Here is a 16875-nt window from a genome sequence, read left to right on the forward strand (position 1 = left end):
CAAAACCGTGAGGAACCGAAAGCCAGTCGGCCGCCGCACGCGTACCCGGCCACCATCGGCCGGCTCTTACTAAGCAATTAAAATGCCAGTCGCTGCACTGCGGCGGCCGCCCGGCCGCGGATGTCCACAGCGGAGATCGCATTTTTTTCTGCGACATAGCAGCGCGGCTGACATGCGCCGCGGTCAGTCAAAATCTTCTCCCAGCGCCCTCCGCCGCCCGTTTCTGCAGCAAATTCGGCTACGGCATCGCCTGCCGCTTAATGCGGCGGCAGGGCCATGTGACAGTCCGTGTCCAACGATCGGGTGCCCCGCAACCATCGTCGCGGCTCAAGCGTTGGTCAGCAGCATCCTGCCTCACAGGAAGCAAACCCGAATCTGCCCACGAATTGATCAAGCAATGACTATTTCTTGTTCACTTGCACCCCGCCCAGCCCGGGCCGATATCGAAAACACGGTAACCACACGCGAATGAGTCGGGCGCACCATGGAGGCTCGCTCCGGCCAAAGGAGACTTTGACATGATCACCACGGGCCAAAACCAAGGACCGATCCAGGGATCGGCAACGATCTATCAATTCCCAGCAGGAGGCCGCGCGGCTCTCGGCGGACGCCGCTACGGCGAGACGCGGACGGCGCTCGAACTCGCCGCTGAGGTAGAAACCTCGGCCTGCAGCGAGAGCTGGTACCATCAGGCGGCCATCGACGACGCCAAGCCGGGCCGCGATCACTGATGCCGATGCGATCGAGGGGCGCGACGCAAAAACGTCAGACAGCAGCAGAACAATAACAAGGGTCGGAACGCGAGCGTTTCGGCCCTTTTTTCATGCCAACTCGCATGCCGTCGCCGGCCGCCTCGCATGCCGGAGCCTGGCAAGCCCGGCCCGGCTGATCTCGAGCGTGACCCCGCCGCCCTTGTAGCGCGTGCCCGTCAGCGACAGGCGCTTCTTCAGCGTCACCGCCTTGCCGTCGAGTTGCAAATGCGCGCGCGTATCCCCGTTGAAGAACCCGGCAATGAATTGCGTGCCGTCGGCGCAGCGATAATTCCGGAAGGCGGACTGCGCCGACACGTTCGAGGAACCAAAGAGTTCGAAAAGAATTGCGCCGATGACAATGGCGCCCCCGCGATAAGTCATATTCTCCCCCCAACGGGCCGGTTATAGACCTGTCTGCGCCGCTATTCCTGCGCCAAGACCTCATCAGCTGCAACAGGCCCGCCCGATGTCCGAAGCCCCTGCCCGTCATCTCAATCTCGCCGGCGCCAGCAATTTTCGCGACCTCGGCGGCTACCAGACGCGCGACGGGCGGACGGTGCGCTGGCGCCAGATCTTCCGCTCCAACCATCTTGCGCATCTTACCGAGCAGGACGTCGCCGTGGTGCGCTCGCTCGGGGTCAGAAGCGCGTTCGATTTTCGCGGCGTCGCCGAGCGCGCCGAGGCGCTATGCGGCATGAGCGACGTCACCGTGCATTCGCTTCCCGTCGAGCCGACCGTGGTGGCTTCGCTGCGCGAGATCGCCAGCAACCGTCAGCTCTCGGAAGCCGATGCGATCGACGTGATGCGGGACTCCTACCGGGGCTATGTGCAGGACAACACCGCGCGCTACCGCACGCTGTTTGCCCATCTATTGGAAGACCGCGCGCCGCTGGTGATCCACTGCACCGCCGGCAAGGATCGCACCGGCTTTGCCTGCGCGCTGATCCTGCACGCACTCGGCGTATCCGATCAGGTGATCGCGGACGACTATCTCCTGACCAACCGGTTCTACAAACGCGACCCGGCCCACAGCACCGAGCTGCCTGACGACGTCAAGCAGGTGCTCGGGACCGTGCGCGCGGCATTTCTGGAGGCTGCATTCGAGGCGATCGATGCCGACTATGGCAGCCTCGACGGTTATTTCCGCGAAGGCCTCGGGCTCGGCCAGGCCGAGCGCAAGGCGCTTGAAGGCCGCTATCTGCAGGCCTGATCAGTTCGCCCGACTTTTCGCCCGACTTTTCGAGCGACGTGCACACCGGTTCGCGTGAAGAAAATGCGGCTGAACCAAAAAAGCTCAGGCCGCTGCGGCCTCGAGCTCGAGTTCCGCATCGAGGTCGGCAATCACATCCTCGAACGCCGAGATCGCCTGCTGGATCGCGGCGATCTGCATCAATTCCCAGCTGCCCACTGGTCCCTTGCGGTTTTGCAGCGCCACCACGAGATCGCGCCGCTGCTCCTTAAGCTGAACCAGCGGTAAACCGTGATCCGGAAGATTTCCCATTCGCATAACCCCTACCTTGGCTGGAGTTCCGCTTCTAAGGAAAGGGTTCTGCAAACGACTTACAGAACTGCTGCAAATTTTATCCAACAGGCCCTACCTACCCCGTAGTCTTACGTAGTCGGGCCGACGTCGTTGGGCTTACGTGATCGCCTCCGGTTTCAAGGCGTCGTCGATCGCGCCGAACAGCGACTGGGTTACGCAATTGGTCGCCCATTCGCTGGTATGAAGCAGCCCGCCATCGTCGAGCTCGGCGAGTGGAATCCCGTCATCGGTCCAGCGCTTCATCAGCGCGAAGCGGCTGAACAGATTCACCTTCTTGCTTGCAGTCACTTCGGCGATCATCGGCATGATCACGTTGGCGAGATTGAGCGCAGCTTCCGTACCGACGATCGCCTGCGTGTACTGGGAATCCATCACGACCACGTCAAGCGGAAGCGCAGCGAGCACGTCGAGCCCGGCCTCCAGCGCCGCACGCACCTCGGCCGGATTGTAGCTCTTGTAGACGGCGTTGGTGCCGACCTGCCAGATCACCAGCACCGGCGCCTCAGCCGTCACGTCGGACTCGATGCGCGAATATTCCTCCGGCGCCTCCTGCCCGCCGATCCCGCGATTGATCACGTCGATCATCCGGCCGAAGAAGCGTTGCCGCAGCAGCATCTCGAGCCGCGGCGGGAACGGCAGGATGTTGTCAGCGCCCGCGGTCGAGGACGATCCGAGCGCCACCAGCTTGATCTTGCGCTGATGCCGGAGCGCATCCGCGAAGTGCGGCAGCTTATGTCCGAACCTGACGAGATCGGGATGGGTTTCGCACGGTCTGGGTGTCGGCATAGCAAACATCCTTGAGGTGAATGAATTGATGAATGCGCGCAGTAGGCGGCGAAATTGGCGGCATTGCAAATGAATTCCGCCTGATCATAGTGGGCATTCGTTTGCTCGCGAATGCGGAGACCGCCATGCACGGAAAAGCCATCGTCATCACGGGCGCCCTTGGCGCGCTTGGCAAAGTGGTCGCCACAGAGGCGCTGGCGCGCGGCGCGCGCGTCGCCGGCATCGATCATGCCGCGTCAACGCTTGCGGCGACGGCCGACCATATGGAGCTGGGCGGTGTCGACCTCACCGACACGGCGCAGGCGACCGCCGCGATCGACAAGGCGGCCGCGCATTTCGGCCGGCTCGACGGGCTGATCAACATCGCCGGCGGCTTTACCTTCGAGGCGGTCGGCGACGGCGACCCGGCGACCTGGCAGCGCATGTATGCGATGAACGTGATGACGGCGCTCAACACCTCGCGCGCCGCTATCCCGCATCTCACCAAATCGGGCGCCGGACGGATCATCAATATCGGCGCACTCGGCGCCTTGCAGGCGGCCTCCGGCATGGGTCCCTATGCCGCCTCGAAGGCCGGCGTGCACCGCCTTACCGAGTCGCTCGCCGCGGAACTGAAGGGCAAGGTCACGGTCAACGCGGTGCTGCCCTCGATCATCGACACCGCAGCCAATCGCGCCGCGATGCCGAAGGCCGACATCTCCAAATGGGTGACGCCGAAGGAGCTCGCCCAGGTGATCCTGTTCCTCGCCAGCGATGCCGCGAGCGCCGTCACCGGCGCGCTGCTGCCGGTGAACGGGCGGGTTTAGATGCGCTCCCTCTCCCGGATGCCTTTCGGGTCGATCTGGCCGATGCCATATGCTCGTGATGACTACTGCAGAAGACATCGAAAAGGCCGTCGAACGGCTGCCTCCTCGTGAGCTGGCCCGCTTTCGCGCCTGGTTTGAAACGTTCGATGCCGAGCGTTTCGATGCAGCGATCGAACGGGACGCAAAGGCCGGGAAACTCGACGCCTTGGCGGACGAGGCTTTGGCAGCTTATCGCGCCGGACAGTCGCGCGACTTGTGAAGCACTCGGCCTCCCCCAAATTTTGGACTGCCTACGAATAACTACCCGTTGCAATCCGTGAGCTCGCCGACGCGAACTTTGCGCTGTTGAAGCGCAATTCACGTCATCCATCTCTACAATTCAAGAAGATCGGGCGATTTTGGTCCGTTCGGGCTGGCTTGCGCTATCGCGCGCTTGCCGTCGAAACAAACGAGGATACCTCTGGTTCTGGATCGGCTCGCACGCAGAATATGATCGCCTGATCAGCTGAGGCCGCGAGCGCGACTAGCATCGGCAGTTCAGTCCGCAACCAGCAGCCGCAGCTTCGACCGGAAGCGGATGCTCTGCTTGCCGGCGAGCGCCATGCCGTCACCTTCGGCTGTCTGGTCGGTGTAGGTGCCGGTAAATCCGATCGTGACCACCTTGCGTTCCCACACCGGGCGCTCGCCATAGGTCGGCGAATGCTCCTCGTTGGTGACCTCGCCCTTCCACTTGCCATCGGCTGCGGTGTAGCTGCCGTAGGCAAAGAAAAACGAGTCGCCGCCGCGCATCTGTCCGTCGCGCAGCACCATGACGCCCTGGTTGCCGCCATAGACGCCGTCGAGAAATTCGACGGTGATATGATAGAGCCCGTTCCGGATCATGAGCTGCGCCTGGTCCCGGTTCCGACAATAGCCGCACGGCCGTGTCTTGGGCAAATTCCAATCGCATCGGCGGGCGCAATTCCGCGCTATGCTGGCGCACCGAGTCGCGGCCGATGCCGCAGGAGCCTGCCTGTTGGAAACCGCGCTTTATCTGCCCGTCAAACGCTTCCTGGAAAAGCTCGGCTTCACGGTGAAGGGCGAGATCGGCGGCTGCGACCTCGTGGCGCTGAGCGGCGATGATCCACCGGTCGTCGTGGTCGGTGAACTCAAGCTCGCCTTCAATCTCGAACTGATCCTGCAGGCGGTCGATCGCGCCGGCGCCGCTGACGAGGTGTGGATCGCGGCCAAGGTGTCGGCCCGCGGCAAGGGCCGCGAGAGCGACGCGCGCTATCGTAATCTGTGCCGGCGGCTCGGCTTCGGCATGCTCGGTGTCACCGACCGCGGCGACGTCGAGGTGCTGGTGCCGCCGCCGACCGCGGCGCCCCGCCGCAATCCGAAGAAACGTTCACGGCTGATCACCGAGCACCAGAAGCGCAAGGGCGATCCCGCAATGGGCGGATCGACGCGGGCGCCGATCATGACCGCCTACCGGCAGCAGGCGCTGGCCTGCGCCTGTGCGCTTTCGGATGGGCCGCGGCGGGTGCGCGACCTCCGCGCGGATATTCCCGACGCCGGCAAGATCCTGCTGCATAATGTCTATGGCTGGTTCGATCGCGCCGAGCGCGGCATCTATGTGCTGACCGATGCCGGTCGCGCCGCGCTGAAGCGCTGGCCGCAGCAACAGATGAGTGCATCCGGGGCAGAAGCCATCCCGTAGAGCATGATCCGGAAAAGTGCGAAGCGGTTTTCCGAAAAGATCATGCTCAAACAAGAACCTAAAGTGCGATGATGACTTGGCTTCATCGCGCATTGGAGGGGGAAATCATGATCGTCGTCACCGGCAGCGTCACCGCCCGCCCCGACTCGTTCGACGAGGTGCGGCGGCTGAGCCTTGAACATGTTCATCGCTCGCGCACCGAGCCCGGCTGTATCTCCCACGCGGTCCACGTCGACTGCGAGAATTCGCTCAGACTGGTGTTCTTCGAGCAATGGGCCGACCGCGCCGCGCTGGCGGCGCATTTCGCGGTCCCTGCGTCACGCGATTTCGTCCGCTCGCTGCAATCTCTCGCGGCCGCGGCGACCACCATCGAACTTTATGACGCTCACAAGATTGAGAGACTCTAGCTGCATGGCTGGATTGCCATCTCACATTCATATTGCAATGCAACATTGGGGACCTTACGTATCTCTCGCGATTCAATGATGAGGCGGCGATGAGCGGAGACTGGAACACCAAGTATGGCACCCGGCGCGTGCGGCATGATCCGCCGACGCTGGAAGAAGCAATCTTCGCTGCCATCGGCATCACCGATGACGTGGAGGCCCAGGCCGAGATCGCGTCGGCCCTCATGGGGCTGCCCTATGACGACGTGCTCGCCGAGGTGAAGAAGACCGCGCGCGTCAGTGCCCGCACCGGCACGGCAACCCGTGTCATCGCCGGCGAACAGGGCGCGCAGCGCTCCGTGGTAGTCGAGCGCCGCGTGGTCCGCCGCTTTGCGACCGACAAGCGCACCGGCACCTGAGACGCACCATCCAATTGCTGAAAGAAAAAGCGCAATCCATTGAGTGGATTGCCCTTTTTCGTTTGATCTGGGATTCTTGTTGGACGCGTTTCCTTCACGCGAACTGGTATCCACTTCGCTTGGAAACGCTGCCGATTCAGGCCGCCCGGCCCCAGCCGGAGATCTGCATCACCATGCGCCAATACGCGCGGTTCATTTCAAGTCGGATCGTAGCCATGTCGTTCTGTGAGCCAAGGAGTTGAGTGTTATAGTTGTCTTCCTAAGACCGCTTGGCCTCCCGACTTTGCCGGTCGACTCGCCATGACGGAAGGTCAGCTGGGCACCGAACTTGGTGGCGAGCGCCCGCATCGCATCGTTCTGTGCGCCAGTGGTGATGCGCAGGCTGCCGTAGCCCTTGGCGTGCGCCTCGGCGATCAGCTTGCGGAACAGGGTGCTGCCGACGCCCTTCCGCCGCGCCGACCGCTCGACGCTGAAAGCGATCTCGGGCTGGGCATCCGGTGACTGCTCCGGCGGATGCAACTCGGCCGCGCCGCGGACCACGCCGTCCTCGAAATAGGCGATGATGACCGTGCCGTCATTGGCGCAGCGCTCGGCGTAGCGGCGGATGAAACTGTCGTCGATGAAGCCATGAAAACGATCATGACGGCTGGTGCGATCCAGCCGCAGCAGGTGATCGCGCAGCAGCGGAAGCTCTTCCTGCTGGCTCAACGTCCGCACGGTGCCCTTGGCGGCCGTCGAACGAATGGAATCATAGTTCATTTCATAACTCCTCTTGGTAGCCCTCGAGGAGGCGTCGGGTCCCTAGCAACCCCTATATTGTGCGACGCACCATAAAATTCAAGCGCCAAGATTCATTCAATTAAGGCATGTGGTGATTGGTAAATCACATTATCGCCCCATCATAGTACCAGCTGTGTCTGGGTCACCACCGCGACCAGCTTGCCGTCTTCGGTCTCCAGCCTGGTCTGCCACACCTGGGTCCGCCGCCCGCGGTGAACCGGTGTTGCGGTCGCAATCACGGTCGTCCCCTCCTTGGCGCCGCCGATGAAGTTGGTCTTGCTCTCCAGCGTCGTGGTGCCCTTGGCGTCCCCAGGCAGGTTGATCACGGTCGCGGCGGCGCCGACCGAGTCCGCAAGGGCCATCACCGCGCCGCCATGGATCGTGTTGCGGAGGGTGCAGAGGTCCGGCCGCACCACCATTTTCGCGACCACCCGGTCCTGATCGGCCTCGATGAACGTAACGCCCTTCAGTTCCGCAAACGGCATCTTCATCGACTGGATCTTTTCGAGCGGCGTCATGGGCACTCCCTGCTTTGTGGCCTTCTTCGAGGTTGATATCGGGCATGATGGATTGCCAGAGCGGGCCCGGCAATGACGTCTGAGGTAATGGCGCGAATGACGTCATGACATCAGTGACAATGTGCCTCGGAGCCTGCATACCGCCTGCCATGCGCGACTTCCCTCCCCGTCGGATCGTCTGCCTGACCGAAGAGACGGTCGAGACGCTCTATCTGCTCGGCGAGCAGGACCGCATCGTGGGCGTCTCCGGCTACGCGGTGCGGCCACCGCAGGTCCGCCGCGAGAAGCCGCGCGTGTCGGCGTTCATCTCCGCCGACATGCCAAAGATCCTGGCGCTCGACCCCGATCTGGTGCTCGCCTTCTCCGATCTGCAGGCCGACATCGTCGCCGATCTCGTGCGCGCCGGCGTCGCCGTCCACGTCTTCAACCAGCGCGACGTCGCCGGCATCCTCGCGATGATCCGCAGTCTGGGCGCAATGGTCGGTGCCGCCGACCGCGCCGATCGGCTCGCGCAAAACCTCGAACAACGGCTGGCGACGATCGCGGCAACGCCGCGTCCGGCACCGCGGCCAAAGGTCTATTTCGAGGAATGGGACGATCCGCTGATCAGCGGCATCGGCTGGGTGTCCGAACTGACCGAGATCGCCGGCGGCGAGGACGCGCTGCCGCATTTGTGCGTTCACAAGGCGGCCAGGGATCGCATCGTCACGCCTGACGCGGTGCGCGCGGCGATGCCCGACGTGATCCTGGCGTCCTGGTGCGGCAAGAAGGTCGTGCCCGACCGCATCCGCAAGCGTGAGGGCTGGAGCGAAATCCCGGCGGTGCGCAACGACCGCATCGTCGAGATCAAGTCGCCCATCATCCTGCAGCCCGGCCCCGCGGCGTTGACTGACGGGCTCGATGCGATCGTGAAGGCGTTGTGGGCGGAGCGCTGAAACCTCCAGCGTCGTCCCGGCGCAGGCCTGGCGCAGGCCGGGACCCATACTCCGCGGCTAATGTTGTGATCGGGACTCGTCCTCGCAGCGCTGCACAACAAGCAAGATTTGTGGTTATGGGTCCCGGCCTGCGCCGGGACGACAGCGAATTTGTTGCGCAATCACGCACAAGACTATGATTGCAATGGCATAGGGAGAACGAAGCTACGCCTTCTCTACGCCGCACCATTCCGCGATGAACAGCGCCATCGCCTTGGTCGCTTTCCGCAGCGACTCCAGTTCGACATATTCGTTGAAGCCGTGCATCGCCGCGCCGGTGGCGCCGAAGCAGAGGCTCGGGATGTTGTGGTTCAAACCGTAGAAGCGCGTGTCGGTCAACGCGGTGAAGGCGCGGTCTTCCACAGCGCCGCCATAGACGACCGAGTGCGCCTTGGCGAAGGCAGCTTCCGGTGCCTCGGAGTTCACCAACTCGTAGCCTTCCGACAGGAAGCCCGACCATTCGACCTGCGGCGGATTGTTGGAGAGGAAGCGATGATCGCGCGCCGCCGCCGACACGCAGGCCAGAATCTCCTTCTGGCACTCGGCGATCGACCAGCCCGGCAAGACCGCGATGCGGCAGTCGACGTCGCACCAGGCCGGCACGCTGGAGGCCCAGTCGCCTCCCTTGATGATGCCCGGATTGAAGTTGATCGGGTGATTGACGCCCTTGAAATGGCGGTCGGCCTTGGCGCGCTCGTTCCAGGCGATCTCGAGCTTCTCCAGCGCATGCACCAGATGATACGTCGCCATGATCGCGTTCGAGCCCGCGCCGGCCTCGAACACATGCACCGGGAAACCGCGCACCTTCAGGCGGAACCAAGTCGGATCGTAGCCATGTCGTTCTGTGAGCCAAGGAGTTGAGTGTTATAGTTGTCTTCCTAAGACCGCTTGGCCTCCGACTTCTGCAAGGTCGAGAGCGCGCCGACGCCGGTGCTCTCCTCCTCGATCACGGACTGGAAGTGAATCCGCGCCGTCGGCTTCAGGCCGGCCTTCCTGATCGCATCCAGCGCATAGAGCGCGGCGATGGTGCCGGACTTCATGTCGCAGGCGCCGCGGCCATACATCCTGCCGTCCTTGATGACGGGCGAGAACGGCGGCGTCTCCCACATCTCGAGCGGACCGGTCGGCACGACGTCGCAGTGGCCCTGCAGGATCAGCGATTTGCCGGCATTGCTGGCCGGGCGGTAGGTGCCGACCACCGTGCGTGCCTTCGAGAAATCATGCTCGATCGGGCCGAAGCCGCGCAAATCCTTGAGCTCGTCGAGATTGATGTGCCAGTCGTCGACCTCGTAGCCGCGCTCGCGCAGGAGATCGCCGATCATGTCCTGGCACGGCCCCTCGGCGCCGCGGGTCGAGGGGATCGCGACGAAGGCCTGCGTCGTCGCAAGCTGCGCATCGAATCCCTCATCAACAGCGGCAAGGATTCGTTGTTGCGTCTCGGCAGTCATGCTTTGGCTCCATCGGGAAAACAGATCAGGCGGGAGCCGCAGCGTAGCCCGATTTCACTCCGCGGGGTATTGCGCAAAATAGGCGTCCCGCAATGCATCTTCGAGCAGCCGGCCCTCCGAATAACCATCGAGCGTCTTCGGCCGCGTCACGCCGTCGAGCAGCCGCGGACACGGCTCCGGCGCGCCGAGCACGGTGCGCACCGGAATGCGCTCGGCATAGATCGGCAACTCGTAATCCTCGTCATCGTCGGCGACGCCCTTGGCGCGAATTTTTGCCGAGGCCTCCTCGATCTCCATCGCGATGAACGAGGTCGCCTTGATCTCCTGCTTGTTGCTGGCACGCAGGCTCGCGGTGCGCTCGGGAAAGAAGCGGTCGACCATCGCGACGATCGCGCGTTCCTTCTCTGCGGGGTCGGTGACGAGATAGGCCGACCCGAACGCCATCACCGCGCGATAGTCGGCCGAGTGGTTGAAGCCGCAGCGCGCCAGCACCAGGCTGTCGAGATGGGCGACCGTCAGGCACACGCGTTGCCCTTCGGACTGGTTCTCCAGCATCCGGCTCGCGCTCGAGCCGTGCCAGTAGAGCCTGGTGCCCTCGCGCCAGAAGAAGGTCGGCGTGCAATAGGGCTGGCCGTCGATCACGTAGGAGACGTGGCACAGCATCGAGGCGTCGAGGATCTTGTGCACGGTGGCGTGGTCGTAGAAGCCGCGGTCGTGGCGGCGCTTCACGCGGCTGCGGGACGACATGGGATAGGACGGAGCGGATGCGCCTTCGGTCACGGTGAGCCTTTCGAAATCTGGAATCTGTCCAGAGTTGTAGCGGCTCATTTGGTCTGCGATAGTGCCAATTCCATGCGAAAAATTCCGACCAATTCCCGGGAGCCCGCGGCGCGCAAGGCCGAGCTGCCGCTCGATCTCGCCGGCCCGCACGTCACCCCCGGCGCGGCCTCGCAGCAGCGGCTCTATCAGGCGCTGTGCCACGCGATCGTCGGCGGCCTCGTCAAGCCGGGCGAGCCGCTGCCGCCGTCGCGCGCGCTCGCCAAGCAGACCGGCTTCCGCCGCAACGCGGTCACCACGGCCTATGAGCGGCTGATCGCCGACGGCTTTGCGGTGGCAACAACGGGCGCCGGAACCTTCGTCGCGGCGCGCATTCCGGCGCAGGCCGCCGCGCCGCGCCGCGCAAGGATCGCGATCGAGCCGCCGCAGCACAATGCGCTGTCGCTCGGCTGCACCCATATAGACGAGCGCGCATTGCAGCGCTTCCGCGCCTTCGCCGGCCGCAGGCTGCGCGCCTTCGGGTCCGAGCATCTGCATTACGGCGATCCCCGCGGCAGCAGCGAGTTGCGCGCGGCGATATCGGACCATCTGCTGTCGGCGCGCGGGCTGCGCTGCGACCCCGACCAAATCATGCTGGCGTCCGGCACGCTGCATGCCCTGCGCATCGTGCTCGGGGCGATCCTCAAGCCCGGCGACCAGGTCTGGTGCGAAGACCCCGGCTATCCGGCGGCGCGGCGCGCGATCGAGCATTGCGGCTATCGTCCGGTGTCGGTGCCGGTCGACATGTCGGGCATGCGCATCGACAAGGGGCGCGCGTCCGCGCCGCAAGCGCGCGCTGCCTATGTCACGCCCTCGCACCAGTTTCCGCTCGGCGTGCAGATGTCGATGCCGCGCCGGCTCGAGCTGCTCGACTGGGCACGGGATGCCGGCGCCTTCGTGTTCGAGGACGACTACGACAGCGAGTTCCGCTACGACGGCGCGCCGCTGTTGTCGCTGGCCGGCATCGATCATCTGCGCCGCGTGATCTACATGGGCACGTTCGCGAAGACGCTGTTTCCCGGATTGCGGATCGGCTATTGCGCCCTGCCCGAAGCCTTGATCGGCCCGGTGACGGCGGCGCGCGCCGCGCTCGACCGCTTTCCCGCCACGTTGATGGAAGGCGCGGTCGCCGACATGCTGAACTCCGGCGCCTTTGCGGCCAACTTACGCAAATCGCGCAAACTCTATCGCGAGGCGCGCGACATCCTGGCGTCGACGCTTGTGAGCGCATCCGAAGGCGAGCTCACGGTTCCCGTGCCCTCGCAGGGCCTGCACCTCGTGGCGCGGCTCGATCCCGCGACCGATCCGCTGATTGCCGCGCAGGCAAAGGCTAATGCCGGCGTCGGCGGCTGGCTGCTCGCCGAGACCTATCATCGCGCGCCGGCTCTGCCCGGCTTCGTGCTGGGATTTTCCGGCCATCCGGTTCCGCAACTCGTCGCGTCGGCGGAACGACTGGCGAAGACTACGCTCGCCGCGCTGCGCGCGACGCGCAAGGCGTCGGTCAAGCCATCCGCCAAGCCGCAGCGCTCTAGGAGAATCGCAGTCACCTGACTAAGGTCGCCCGCGTTCAGTCAGTGTCCGCTTACGGAGATACCGGATGCCAAATCGCAACGTCCTGTATCTCGTGATCGCCGCGCTGGTCGTGATCGCAGGCATGCTCGGCTACAATCTTTATCAGGCGAACAAGCAGCCCGAAGGCCTTCAGATCAATGTCGGCCCCGACGGGCTCAAGATCCAGAACAAGTGAAGGAGGCTGCGATGCTGCGCTTGGGATTCGTCGCGCTGGTCAGCGTCGCAGCTCTTGGCGCGATGACTCAATCCGCCGCAGCAGAGCAGTCCTACATGCGCGAGGGCGACATCGTCGATCTGCGGGTCGGCCAGCGCGTCCTTGTCGATGACGGCTCGTGCCCGGCCGGGCAGATCAAGCAGGTCGTCGGCTCCAGGCTGAGCCAGAACGGCGTGGTGCGGACCAGCAGCTGCGTGCCGCGCCTCGCCAAAAAGTAAAACGCCCCGCTGACGCGAGGCGCTGCGGTCCTCATTGCTTTGAGGCGCGGCTCAGTTCGAGACCGGCTCAAACATGCATTGCAGGGTCGGCTTGGCGATCTTGGTGAAGGTCGGCCCGATCTCGCCCTGCTTGGACGGCGGCACCCAATCGGTCTCGATGGTCGGCACGCCGGTCTCGCTGATACCGCGCAGCAGCGCCTGGCGCAGGTCGGGATCGTCCACGGTCGCGGCGGCGTGGTCGTGCAGGCAGCCGCACACCGCCTCGGGATGCGCCCAGCGGCCGAGCATATGCGGCGCGCATTGCCGCACGAACTCGTCGCGCGGTTCAGGCACGCGGTACAGCGAGCGGATCTGCATCGATTCGAGGGGGAGTTGGGATTGGGCCTGCGCGGCGCCCGCCAAGGGCCCCATCAGGACGAGCGATGCCAACATCGCGGCGGAACAGATACGGAGCAGCATGGGGAGCCTTTACCGGCAGTTCTATTTTTTGCGTCGCGCTCAGTTGGCCTGCGCCAGCACCATCGGGGCTGGGGTGACCACCGGCGAGCCGTTATAGGAGAAGGTGCCGATCCCGGGCAAACCGCTGTCCGGCGAGCCTGCCATTGACGAACCGGCCATCACAAAGGCGAGGGCGAGGATCAGGCTCATGGTTCGCATCTGACAGTCTCCGTTATTCCGCTCGGCATCCGGCGCCGTTGTGTGACGGTCTGATAACGATCTGCCGTTTCCGGAGTTCTGCGGAACAAGCCGAAAATGGTTTCGTCGGAACTCGAATTGTTTCGTCGACCAGCGGTCCACGAAACATTCGGCGGAAAACACCAATGATTTCAGCGGCAGAAGCGTGACTGAAAAGCTGTTGAAAACTTCGCGCGACAATGCCGGACCTCGGCCACTGCCGGAGCGACGGCCAATTATGCGTGCAAACTGAACGAGCTACCGCGCTTTGTTAACTTTCCTCTGCTGAGAGGAGAAGCAGCACAGCAATGGCGGCGGTGAACCGGGCGGCGGTTTCGTCGACTCATGTCTGCGTGCCGTGCAACCATCTTCGCGGTGGCACGTTGTCGTGATCCCTCCCGATCCAACGAAGGATGTCAGTCGTGGGCAATGGCAACATTGGTGTTGGCAATGAATCCGCGGCGAGCAAATCCGGCCAGCAGCAGATGACGGCCGCGATGCCGCAGCAAGGCGCCTACGTGATGGGCGACAATGAGTGCGCGCCGCAGAAGCTGGTCCGCCTCGTCGGCTGCCGCGACTCGAAGGTCAAACCGGGCCTTGGCATCAGCGCGAAGCAGTTCGGGCAAACCGAGCGCTAGCTCGCCCACCGCCTCAGCCGCCTGGGCCAAGCCCCTGCTCCAGCTATTGAATGAACTCGCCGCACTTCTGCACGGCAGCATCGGCCGCGCCCCACGGCATGATCGGCACCGACGACGTCGAGTTCTTTGGCGAGCCCTCGATCAGGCGGTCCGAATAGACCATGTAGACCAGCACGTTGCGCTTGGCGTCGCAGCCGCGCACGATCTGCATCTTCTTGAAGAACAGCGACCGGCGCTTGCTGAACATGTCATCGCCCTGCCCGAGCTTGGTCTTGAAGCGGATCGGCCCGATCTGCCGGCAAGCCAGCGAGATATCGGAGACTTCCTCGGCAAGGCCAAGCCAGCCCTTGAAGCCGCCCCTCTCCGGCACCGTGAAGTGACAGGCGACGCCCTCGACCTCGGGATCGTCGACGCCATAGGTCGCGAGCTTGTCGTTGGGGCTCACCCATTTGAACACGGTGGAGCGGCGAAAGATCAGGTCCGGCTCGTCGGCCGCGACCGCAGGACCCGCCTGCCCCAAAGCCAGCAACATCAGCAGCACCGTGCATCCCCATCGAGACAACCGTCGCAGGTCACACAAGCTCACAGTTCTCGATGTCATTGAGGTCTCCGCGGGGTGGGTCCCGCCTATGTAGTGCGCAAACGCCGCACAGGAAGGCGCTGACAGTTCGGTGATCGAACGCGGCGCTTTAACCTCTTGTGAGGCTTTTTTGTTACTCTTTCGTCGAAAATACCGCCCTCACGGAAGGGTTAGATCGCTTGCGCTGGTGAACGCTTTGTGCGTCTGCGACAACCAACATGTAGTTTGGACTGGGATTCGGAATATGCGCGCAGGTGGACGGCGGATTTCGGTTTTTGACTTCGCGAATGAGCGGTTCTGGCAGCTGGCAATTCTGACGACCGCCGGCACCGTCGCCGCCTCCACGCAGGCCGATGCAGCGCTCTATTACTGGAACCGCGACTCCGCCTTCTACGGCGACTACGAGCCGATGCCGCAGCCGCACCCGCAAAAGCCGAAGCGCAACACAGCCAAGAAGAATCCGGCGATCGAGAAGGAGGCCGGCAGCAAGCCGCAAGGTCCCCTGATCATCTCGGTCTCGATCGACCAGCAGCGGGTCAGCCTCTACGACGCCAACGGCCTCTATGCCGAGAGCCCGGTGTCGACTGGCATGAAGGGGCATTCGACCCCCATGGGTGTCTTCAGCGTCATCCAGAAGCAGAAGTACCATCAGTCCAACATCTACAGCGGCGCGCCGATGCCGTATATGCAGCGCATCACCTGGTCGGGCATCGCCATGCATGCCGGCGTGCTGCCCGGCTATCCGGCGTCCCACGGCTGCATCCGCATGCCGATGTCGTTCGCGGTCAAGATGTACAATTGGACGCGGATGGGCGCCCGCGTCTTCGTCACGCCGGGCACGATCTCGCCGGAAAGTTTCTCGCACCCGCTGCTGGTCACGCAAAAGGTGGCGCCGCAGCAGCCGGTCGCCGACGACATTCTGAAGATGGATGCGCCGCTCGGCGTGAAGAGCGACAAGGGCGCCGACAAGCAGTCCAGTCTCGATTTGCGCAGCAGCGTCGGCCATGCCGCCGCGTCCCTGCGCGACAACACCCACACCGCCGACGCCAGCAGCGCGATGCCGGCAGCGAGTGCGTCAGTGACAATGTCCGATGCATCCTCTTCCACGGCGCGCGACGCCATCGCGGAGAAGATCGCAGCGGACAAGTCCGAGACAGTGAAGCCCGAGACGGCCGCCGCCGACAAGCCGGCCGAGACCAATTCCGCCGGCCACGACGGCAACCCGACCACAGATGACAACACGGTCGGCGAAACCACCGCCAGCACCGACACGCCAAAGAGCGAGGTCTCCGCAAGCGATCCGGCGAAGGCGGAAGCCAAGGCCGACGAGCCGAAGGTGGACGCCGCCAAGCCTGGTGTTGCCGAGGCGCCCAAGATCGATGCACCGAAGACCGACGCACCGAAGGCCGATGCCTCGAAGGCCGCTGACAAGCCCGCCGAGGCAGCGACCGCAGCTGATGGGCCCGACGCCAAGAAGGATCCGGCGCGGCTGCCGGGCACCGCCAGAATCGACGTGCCGAAGCGCGCCGGCCAGATTGCGGTGTTCATCAGCCGCAAGGATTCCAAGCTCTACGTGCGGCAGAATTTTGCACCGCTATTCGAGGTGCCGGTGACGATCGCGGCAAGCGACCGGCCGCTCGGCACCCATGTGTTCACCGCACAAGCCGACAAGACCGATACGAACCTGCTGCGCTGGTCGGTGGTGACGCTGCCGACCCGCAACGTCGCCCGCATCGACGTCGAAGAGCGTACCTTGCATCGCCGCAAGGTCGCGGCCGCAGCGGTGGCCGAGGCCAAGCCGCAGCCGGTGACCAACAGTCCGGCCGAGGCGCTCGACCGCATCTCCATTCCGGCCGACGTGATGGCGCGGATCAGCGAAGCGCTCGGCACCGGCGGATCGATCATCGTCTCCGACCTCGGTGTGAACCAGGGCGAGACCGGCGAAGGCACTGACTTCATCCTGCCGCTGCGTTGAGGCGATCCGGGCGACCCGCTTCCGGCAATAACGCCTTCTTGAAAGCCTGCGCGTCCCCTCCGGATTATGATCCCGA

General features: G+C 64.0%; 23 protein-coding genes and 3 pseudogenes. 14 read left to right on the top strand and 12 right to left on the bottom strand.

Features of this window, described 5'->3' with window-relative positions; translation table 11 throughout:
* The first annotated feature begins 518 nt into the window (after positions 1–518).
* On the top strand, positions 519–731 hold the full coding sequence (locus Q2M23_RS13145; RefSeq protein ID WP_051002896.1) for a DUF2735 domain-containing protein: 213 nt from the start codon (positions 519–521) through the stop codon (positions 729–731).
* A 90-nt stretch (positions 732–821) separates the two neighbouring features.
* On the opposite strand, the gene Q2M23_RS13150 is transcribed toward Q2M23_RS13145, so the two are convergent.
* A complete protein-coding gene (locus Q2M23_RS13150) occupies positions 822–1133 on the bottom strand; it encodes an MliC family protein (protein WP_057019926.1) in 312 nt (103 codons plus the stop codon).
* A gap of 85 nt (positions 1134–1218) precedes the next feature.
* Here Q2M23_RS13150 and Q2M23_RS13155 point away from each other — a divergent pair, with 85 nt between their 5' ends.
* A complete protein-coding gene (locus Q2M23_RS13155; protein WP_076832061.1) occupies positions 1219–1962 on the top strand; it encodes a tyrosine-protein phosphatase in 744 nt (247 codons plus the stop codon).
* A gap of 84 nt (positions 1963–2046) precedes the next feature.
* On the opposite strand, the gene Q2M23_RS13160 is transcribed toward Q2M23_RS13155, so the two are convergent.
* Together Q2M23_RS13160 and Q2M23_RS13165 are read right to left on the bottom strand one after the other, a co-directional pair.
* Entirely contained in the window at positions 2047–2253 is a 207-nt protein-coding gene (locus Q2M23_RS13160; protein WP_035634033.1) for a hypothetical protein, read from the bottom strand.
* 138 nt (positions 2254–2391) lie between these two features.
* On the bottom strand, positions 2392–3081 hold the full coding sequence (locus Q2M23_RS13165) for an SGNH/GDSL hydrolase family protein (RefSeq protein WP_316395825.1): 690 nt from the start codon (positions 3079–3081) through the stop codon (positions 2392–2394).
* Between the two features lie 125 nt (positions 3082–3206).
* Here Q2M23_RS13165 and fabG point away from each other — a divergent pair, with 125 nt between their 5' ends.
* The 3 genes and pseudogenes from fabG to Q2M23_RS13180 all read left to right on the top strand — a co-directional run bounded on the left by fabG (position 3207) and on the right by Q2M23_RS13180 (position 4396).
* A complete protein-coding gene (gene fabG, locus Q2M23_RS13170; RefSeq protein ID WP_316395826.1) occupies positions 3207–3887 on the top strand; it encodes a 3-oxoacyl-ACP reductase FabG in 681 nt (226 codons plus the stop codon).
* A gap of 49 nt (positions 3888–3936) precedes the next feature.
* Positions 3937–4146 carry a hypothetical protein gene (locus Q2M23_RS13175; protein WP_371852171.1) on the top strand — a complete coding sequence of 70 codons (210 nt, stop codon included), beginning with the start codon at positions 3937–3939 and terminating at the stop codon, positions 4144–4146.
* 53 nt (positions 4147–4199) lie between these two features.
* Positions 4200–4396: pseudogene (locus tag Q2M23_RS13180) on the top strand (hypothetical protein).
* A gap of 28 nt (positions 4397–4424) precedes the next feature.
* Here the strand turns inward: Q2M23_RS13180 and Q2M23_RS13185 are convergent.
* Positions 4425–4769: a hypothetical protein gene (locus tag Q2M23_RS13185; RefSeq protein ID WP_316395827.1), complete on the bottom strand. Its 345-nt coding sequence runs from the start codon at positions 4767–4769 to the stop codon at positions 4425–4427.
* A gap of 133 nt (positions 4770–4902) precedes the next feature.
* Here Q2M23_RS13185 and Q2M23_RS13190 point away from each other — a divergent pair, with 133 nt between their 5' ends.
* The 3 genes from Q2M23_RS13190 to Q2M23_RS13200 all read left to right on the top strand — a co-directional run bounded on the left by Q2M23_RS13190 (position 4903) and on the right by Q2M23_RS13200 (position 6391).
* On the top strand, positions 4903–5586 hold the full coding sequence (locus Q2M23_RS13190; RefSeq protein ID WP_057020059.1) for a DUF2161 domain-containing phosphodiesterase: 684 nt from the start codon (positions 4903–4905) through the stop codon (positions 5584–5586).
* 107 nt (positions 5587–5693) lie between these two features.
* Positions 5694–5993: a putative quinol monooxygenase gene (locus Q2M23_RS13195; protein ID WP_076832055.1), complete on the top strand. Its 300-nt coding sequence runs from the start codon at positions 5694–5696 to the stop codon at positions 5991–5993.
* Between the two features lie 89 nt (positions 5994–6082).
* A complete protein-coding gene (locus Q2M23_RS13200) occupies positions 6083–6391 on the top strand; it encodes a hypothetical protein (protein ID WP_016843036.1) in 309 nt (102 codons plus the stop codon).
* Positions 6392–6583: 192 nt separating this feature from the next.
* On the opposite strand, the gene Q2M23_RS13205 is transcribed toward Q2M23_RS13200, so the two are convergent.
* Both Q2M23_RS13205 and Q2M23_RS13210 read right to left on the bottom strand, forming a co-directional pair.
* Positions 6584–7150: a GNAT family N-acetyltransferase gene (locus Q2M23_RS13205; RefSeq protein WP_316395828.1), complete on the bottom strand. Its 567-nt coding sequence runs from the start codon at positions 7148–7150 to the stop codon at positions 6584–6586.
* Between the two features lie 140 nt (positions 7151–7290).
* Complete coding sequence (locus Q2M23_RS13210) at positions 7291–7689, bottom strand: PaaI family thioesterase (RefSeq protein ID WP_057019919.1); 399 nt, start codon at positions 7687–7689, stop codon at positions 7291–7293.
* A 149-nt stretch (positions 7690–7838) separates the two neighbouring features.
* Here Q2M23_RS13210 and Q2M23_RS13215 point away from each other — a divergent pair, with 149 nt between their 5' ends.
* Complete coding sequence (locus Q2M23_RS13215; RefSeq protein WP_316395829.1) at positions 7839–8624, top strand: cobalamin-binding protein; 786 nt, start codon at positions 7839–7841, stop codon at positions 8622–8624.
* A 204-nt stretch (positions 8625–8828) separates the two neighbouring features.
* Here the strand turns inward: Q2M23_RS13215 and Q2M23_RS43990 are convergent.
* The 3 genes and pseudogenes from Q2M23_RS43990 to Q2M23_RS13225 all read right to left on the bottom strand — a co-directional run.
* Positions 8829–9485: pseudogene (locus Q2M23_RS43990) on the bottom strand (M20/M25/M40 family metallo-hydrolase); the annotation flags it as partial.
* Positions 9486–9559: 74 nt separating this feature from the next.
* A pseudogene (locus Q2M23_RS43995) lies at positions 9560–10111 on the bottom strand (M20/M25/M40 family metallo-hydrolase); the annotation flags it as partial.
* 54 nt (positions 10112–10165) lie between these two features.
* Complete coding sequence (locus Q2M23_RS13225) at positions 10166–10858, bottom strand: pyridoxamine 5'-phosphate oxidase family protein (protein ID WP_371852173.1); 693 nt, start codon at positions 10856–10858, stop codon at positions 10166–10168.
* A gap of 105 nt (positions 10859–10963) precedes the next feature.
* On the opposite strand from Q2M23_RS13225, the gene Q2M23_RS13230 reads away from it, so the two are divergent.
* From Q2M23_RS13230 to Q2M23_RS13240, 3 genes are read left to right on the top strand one after another with little or no spacing between them, the layout of a single operon-like run.
* Positions 10964–12478 (top strand): PLP-dependent aminotransferase family protein, encoded by a 1515-nt coding sequence (locus tag Q2M23_RS13230; RefSeq protein WP_316395830.1) that lies wholly within the window; start codon positions 10964–10966, stop codon positions 12476–12478.
* A 46-nt stretch (positions 12479–12524) separates the two neighbouring features.
* On the top strand, positions 12525–12674 hold the full coding sequence (locus Q2M23_RS13235) for a hypothetical protein (RefSeq protein WP_167350431.1): 150 nt from the start codon (positions 12525–12527) through the stop codon (positions 12672–12674).
* 11 nt (positions 12675–12685) lie between these two features.
* Positions 12686–12931 (top strand): DUF6719 family protein, encoded by a 246-nt coding sequence (locus Q2M23_RS13240; RefSeq protein ID WP_210262764.1) that lies wholly within the window; start codon positions 12686–12688, stop codon positions 12929–12931.
* A gap of 51 nt (positions 12932–12982) precedes the next feature.
* On the opposite strand, the gene Q2M23_RS13245 is transcribed toward Q2M23_RS13240, so the two are convergent.
* Positions 12983–13390, bottom strand: coding sequence for a hypothetical protein (locus Q2M23_RS13245; protein ID WP_057019915.1), 408 nt, complete (start codon positions 13388–13390; stop codon positions 12983–12985).
* Positions 13391–13429: 39 nt separating this feature from the next.
* On the bottom strand, positions 13430–13807 hold the full coding sequence (locus Q2M23_RS13250) for a hypothetical protein (protein WP_143271143.1): 378 nt from the start codon (positions 13805–13807) through the stop codon (positions 13430–13432).
* Between the two features lie 212 nt (positions 13808–14019).
* Here Q2M23_RS13250 and Q2M23_RS13255 point away from each other — a divergent pair, with 212 nt between their 5' ends.
* A complete protein-coding gene (locus Q2M23_RS13255) occupies positions 14020–14244 on the top strand; it encodes a hypothetical protein (RefSeq protein ID WP_076832039.1) in 225 nt (74 codons plus the stop codon).
* Positions 14245–14287: 43 nt separating this feature from the next.
* Here Q2M23_RS13255 and Q2M23_RS13260 read toward each other — a convergent pair whose 3' ends face one another.
* On the bottom strand, positions 14288–14845 hold the full coding sequence (locus Q2M23_RS13260) for a CreA family protein (protein ID WP_410469721.1): 558 nt from the start codon (positions 14843–14845) through the stop codon (positions 14288–14290).
* 223 nt (positions 14846–15068) lie between these two features.
* Here Q2M23_RS13260 and Q2M23_RS13265 point away from each other — a divergent pair, with 223 nt between their 5' ends.
* Positions 15069–16799 carry a L,D-transpeptidase family protein gene (locus Q2M23_RS13265; RefSeq protein ID WP_316395831.1) on the top strand — a complete coding sequence of 577 codons (1731 nt, stop codon included), beginning with the start codon at positions 15069–15071 and terminating at the stop codon, positions 16797–16799.
* The last annotated feature ends 76 nt before the right edge of the window (positions 16800–16875 follow it).

It is taken from the genome of Bradyrhizobium sp. 33ap4 (assembly GCF_032654765.1).
Taxonomy (GTDB): domain Bacteria; phylum Pseudomonadota; class Alphaproteobacteria; order Rhizobiales; family Xanthobacteraceae; genus Bradyrhizobium; species Bradyrhizobium australafricanum.

Excerpts from the sequence above, each read along its gene's own strand:
- Q2M23_RS13145 (WP_051002896.1), top strand. The coding sequence starts at position 519 with ATGATCACCACGGGCCAAAACCAAGGACCGATCCAGGGATCGGCAACG.
- Q2M23_RS13150 (WP_057019926.1), bottom strand. The coding sequence starts at position 1,133 with ATGACTTATCGCGGGGGCGCCATTGTCATCGGCGCAATTCTTTTCGAA.
- Q2M23_RS13155 (WP_076832061.1), top strand. The coding sequence starts at position 1,219 with ATGTCCGAAGCCCCTGCCCGTCATCTCAATCTCGCCGGCGCCAGCAAT.
- Q2M23_RS13160 (WP_035634033.1), bottom strand. The coding sequence starts at position 2,253 with ATGGGAAATCTTCCGGATCACGGTTTACCGCTGGTTCAGCTTAAGGAG.
- Q2M23_RS13165 (WP_316395825.1), bottom strand. The coding sequence starts at position 3,081 with ATGCCGACACCCAGACCGTGCGAAACCCATCCCGATCTCGTCAGGTTC.
- fabG (WP_316395826.1), top strand. The coding sequence starts at position 3,207 with ATGCACGGAAAAGCCATCGTCATCACGGGCGCCCTTGGCGCGCTTGGC.
- Q2M23_RS13175 (WP_371852171.1), top strand. The coding sequence starts at position 3,937 with ATGCTCGTGATGACTACTGCAGAAGACATCGAAAAGGCCGTCGAACGG.
- Q2M23_RS13185 (WP_316395827.1), bottom strand. The coding sequence starts at position 4,769 with ATGATCCGGAACGGGCTCTATCATATCACCGTCGAATTTCTCGACGGC.
- Q2M23_RS13195 (WP_076832055.1), top strand. The coding sequence starts at position 5,694 with ATGATCGTCGTCACCGGCAGCGTCACCGCCCGCCCCGACTCGTTCGAC.
- Q2M23_RS13200 (WP_016843036.1), top strand. The coding sequence starts at position 6,083 with ATGAGCGGAGACTGGAACACCAAGTATGGCACCCGGCGCGTGCGGCAT.
- Q2M23_RS13205 (WP_316395828.1), bottom strand. The coding sequence starts at position 7,150 with ATGAACTATGATTCCATTCGTTCGACGGCCGCCAAGGGCACCGTGCGG.
- Q2M23_RS13210 (WP_057019919.1), bottom strand. The coding sequence starts at position 7,689 with ATGACGCCGCTCGAAAAGATCCAGTCGATGAAGATGCCGTTTGCGGAA.
- Q2M23_RS13215 (WP_316395829.1), top strand. The coding sequence starts at position 7,839 with ATGCGCGACTTCCCTCCCCGTCGGATCGTCTGCCTGACCGAAGAGACG.
- Q2M23_RS13225 (WP_371852173.1), bottom strand. The coding sequence starts at position 10,858 with ATGTCGTCCCGCAGCCGCGTGAAGCGCCGCCACGACCGCGGCTTCTAC.
- Q2M23_RS13230 (WP_316395830.1), top strand. The coding sequence starts at position 10,964 with ATGCGAAAAATTCCGACCAATTCCCGGGAGCCCGCGGCGCGCAAGGCC.
- Q2M23_RS13235 (WP_167350431.1), top strand. The coding sequence starts at position 12,525 with ATGCCAAATCGCAACGTCCTGTATCTCGTGATCGCCGCGCTGGTCGTG.
- Q2M23_RS13240 (WP_210262764.1), top strand. The coding sequence starts at position 12,686 with ATGCTGCGCTTGGGATTCGTCGCGCTGGTCAGCGTCGCAGCTCTTGGC.
- Q2M23_RS13245 (WP_057019915.1), bottom strand. The coding sequence starts at position 13,390 with ATGCTGCTCCGTATCTGTTCCGCCGCGATGTTGGCATCGCTCGTCCTG.
- Q2M23_RS13255 (WP_076832039.1), top strand. The coding sequence starts at position 14,020 with ATGTCAGTCGTGGGCAATGGCAACATTGGTGTTGGCAATGAATCCGCG.
- Q2M23_RS13260 (WP_410469721.1), bottom strand. The coding sequence starts at position 14,845 with ATGACATCGAGAACTGTGAGCTTGTGTGACCTGCGACGGTTGTCTCGA.
- Q2M23_RS13265 (WP_316395831.1), top strand. The coding sequence starts at position 15,069 with ATGCGCGCAGGTGGACGGCGGATTTCGGTTTTTGACTTCGCGAATGAG.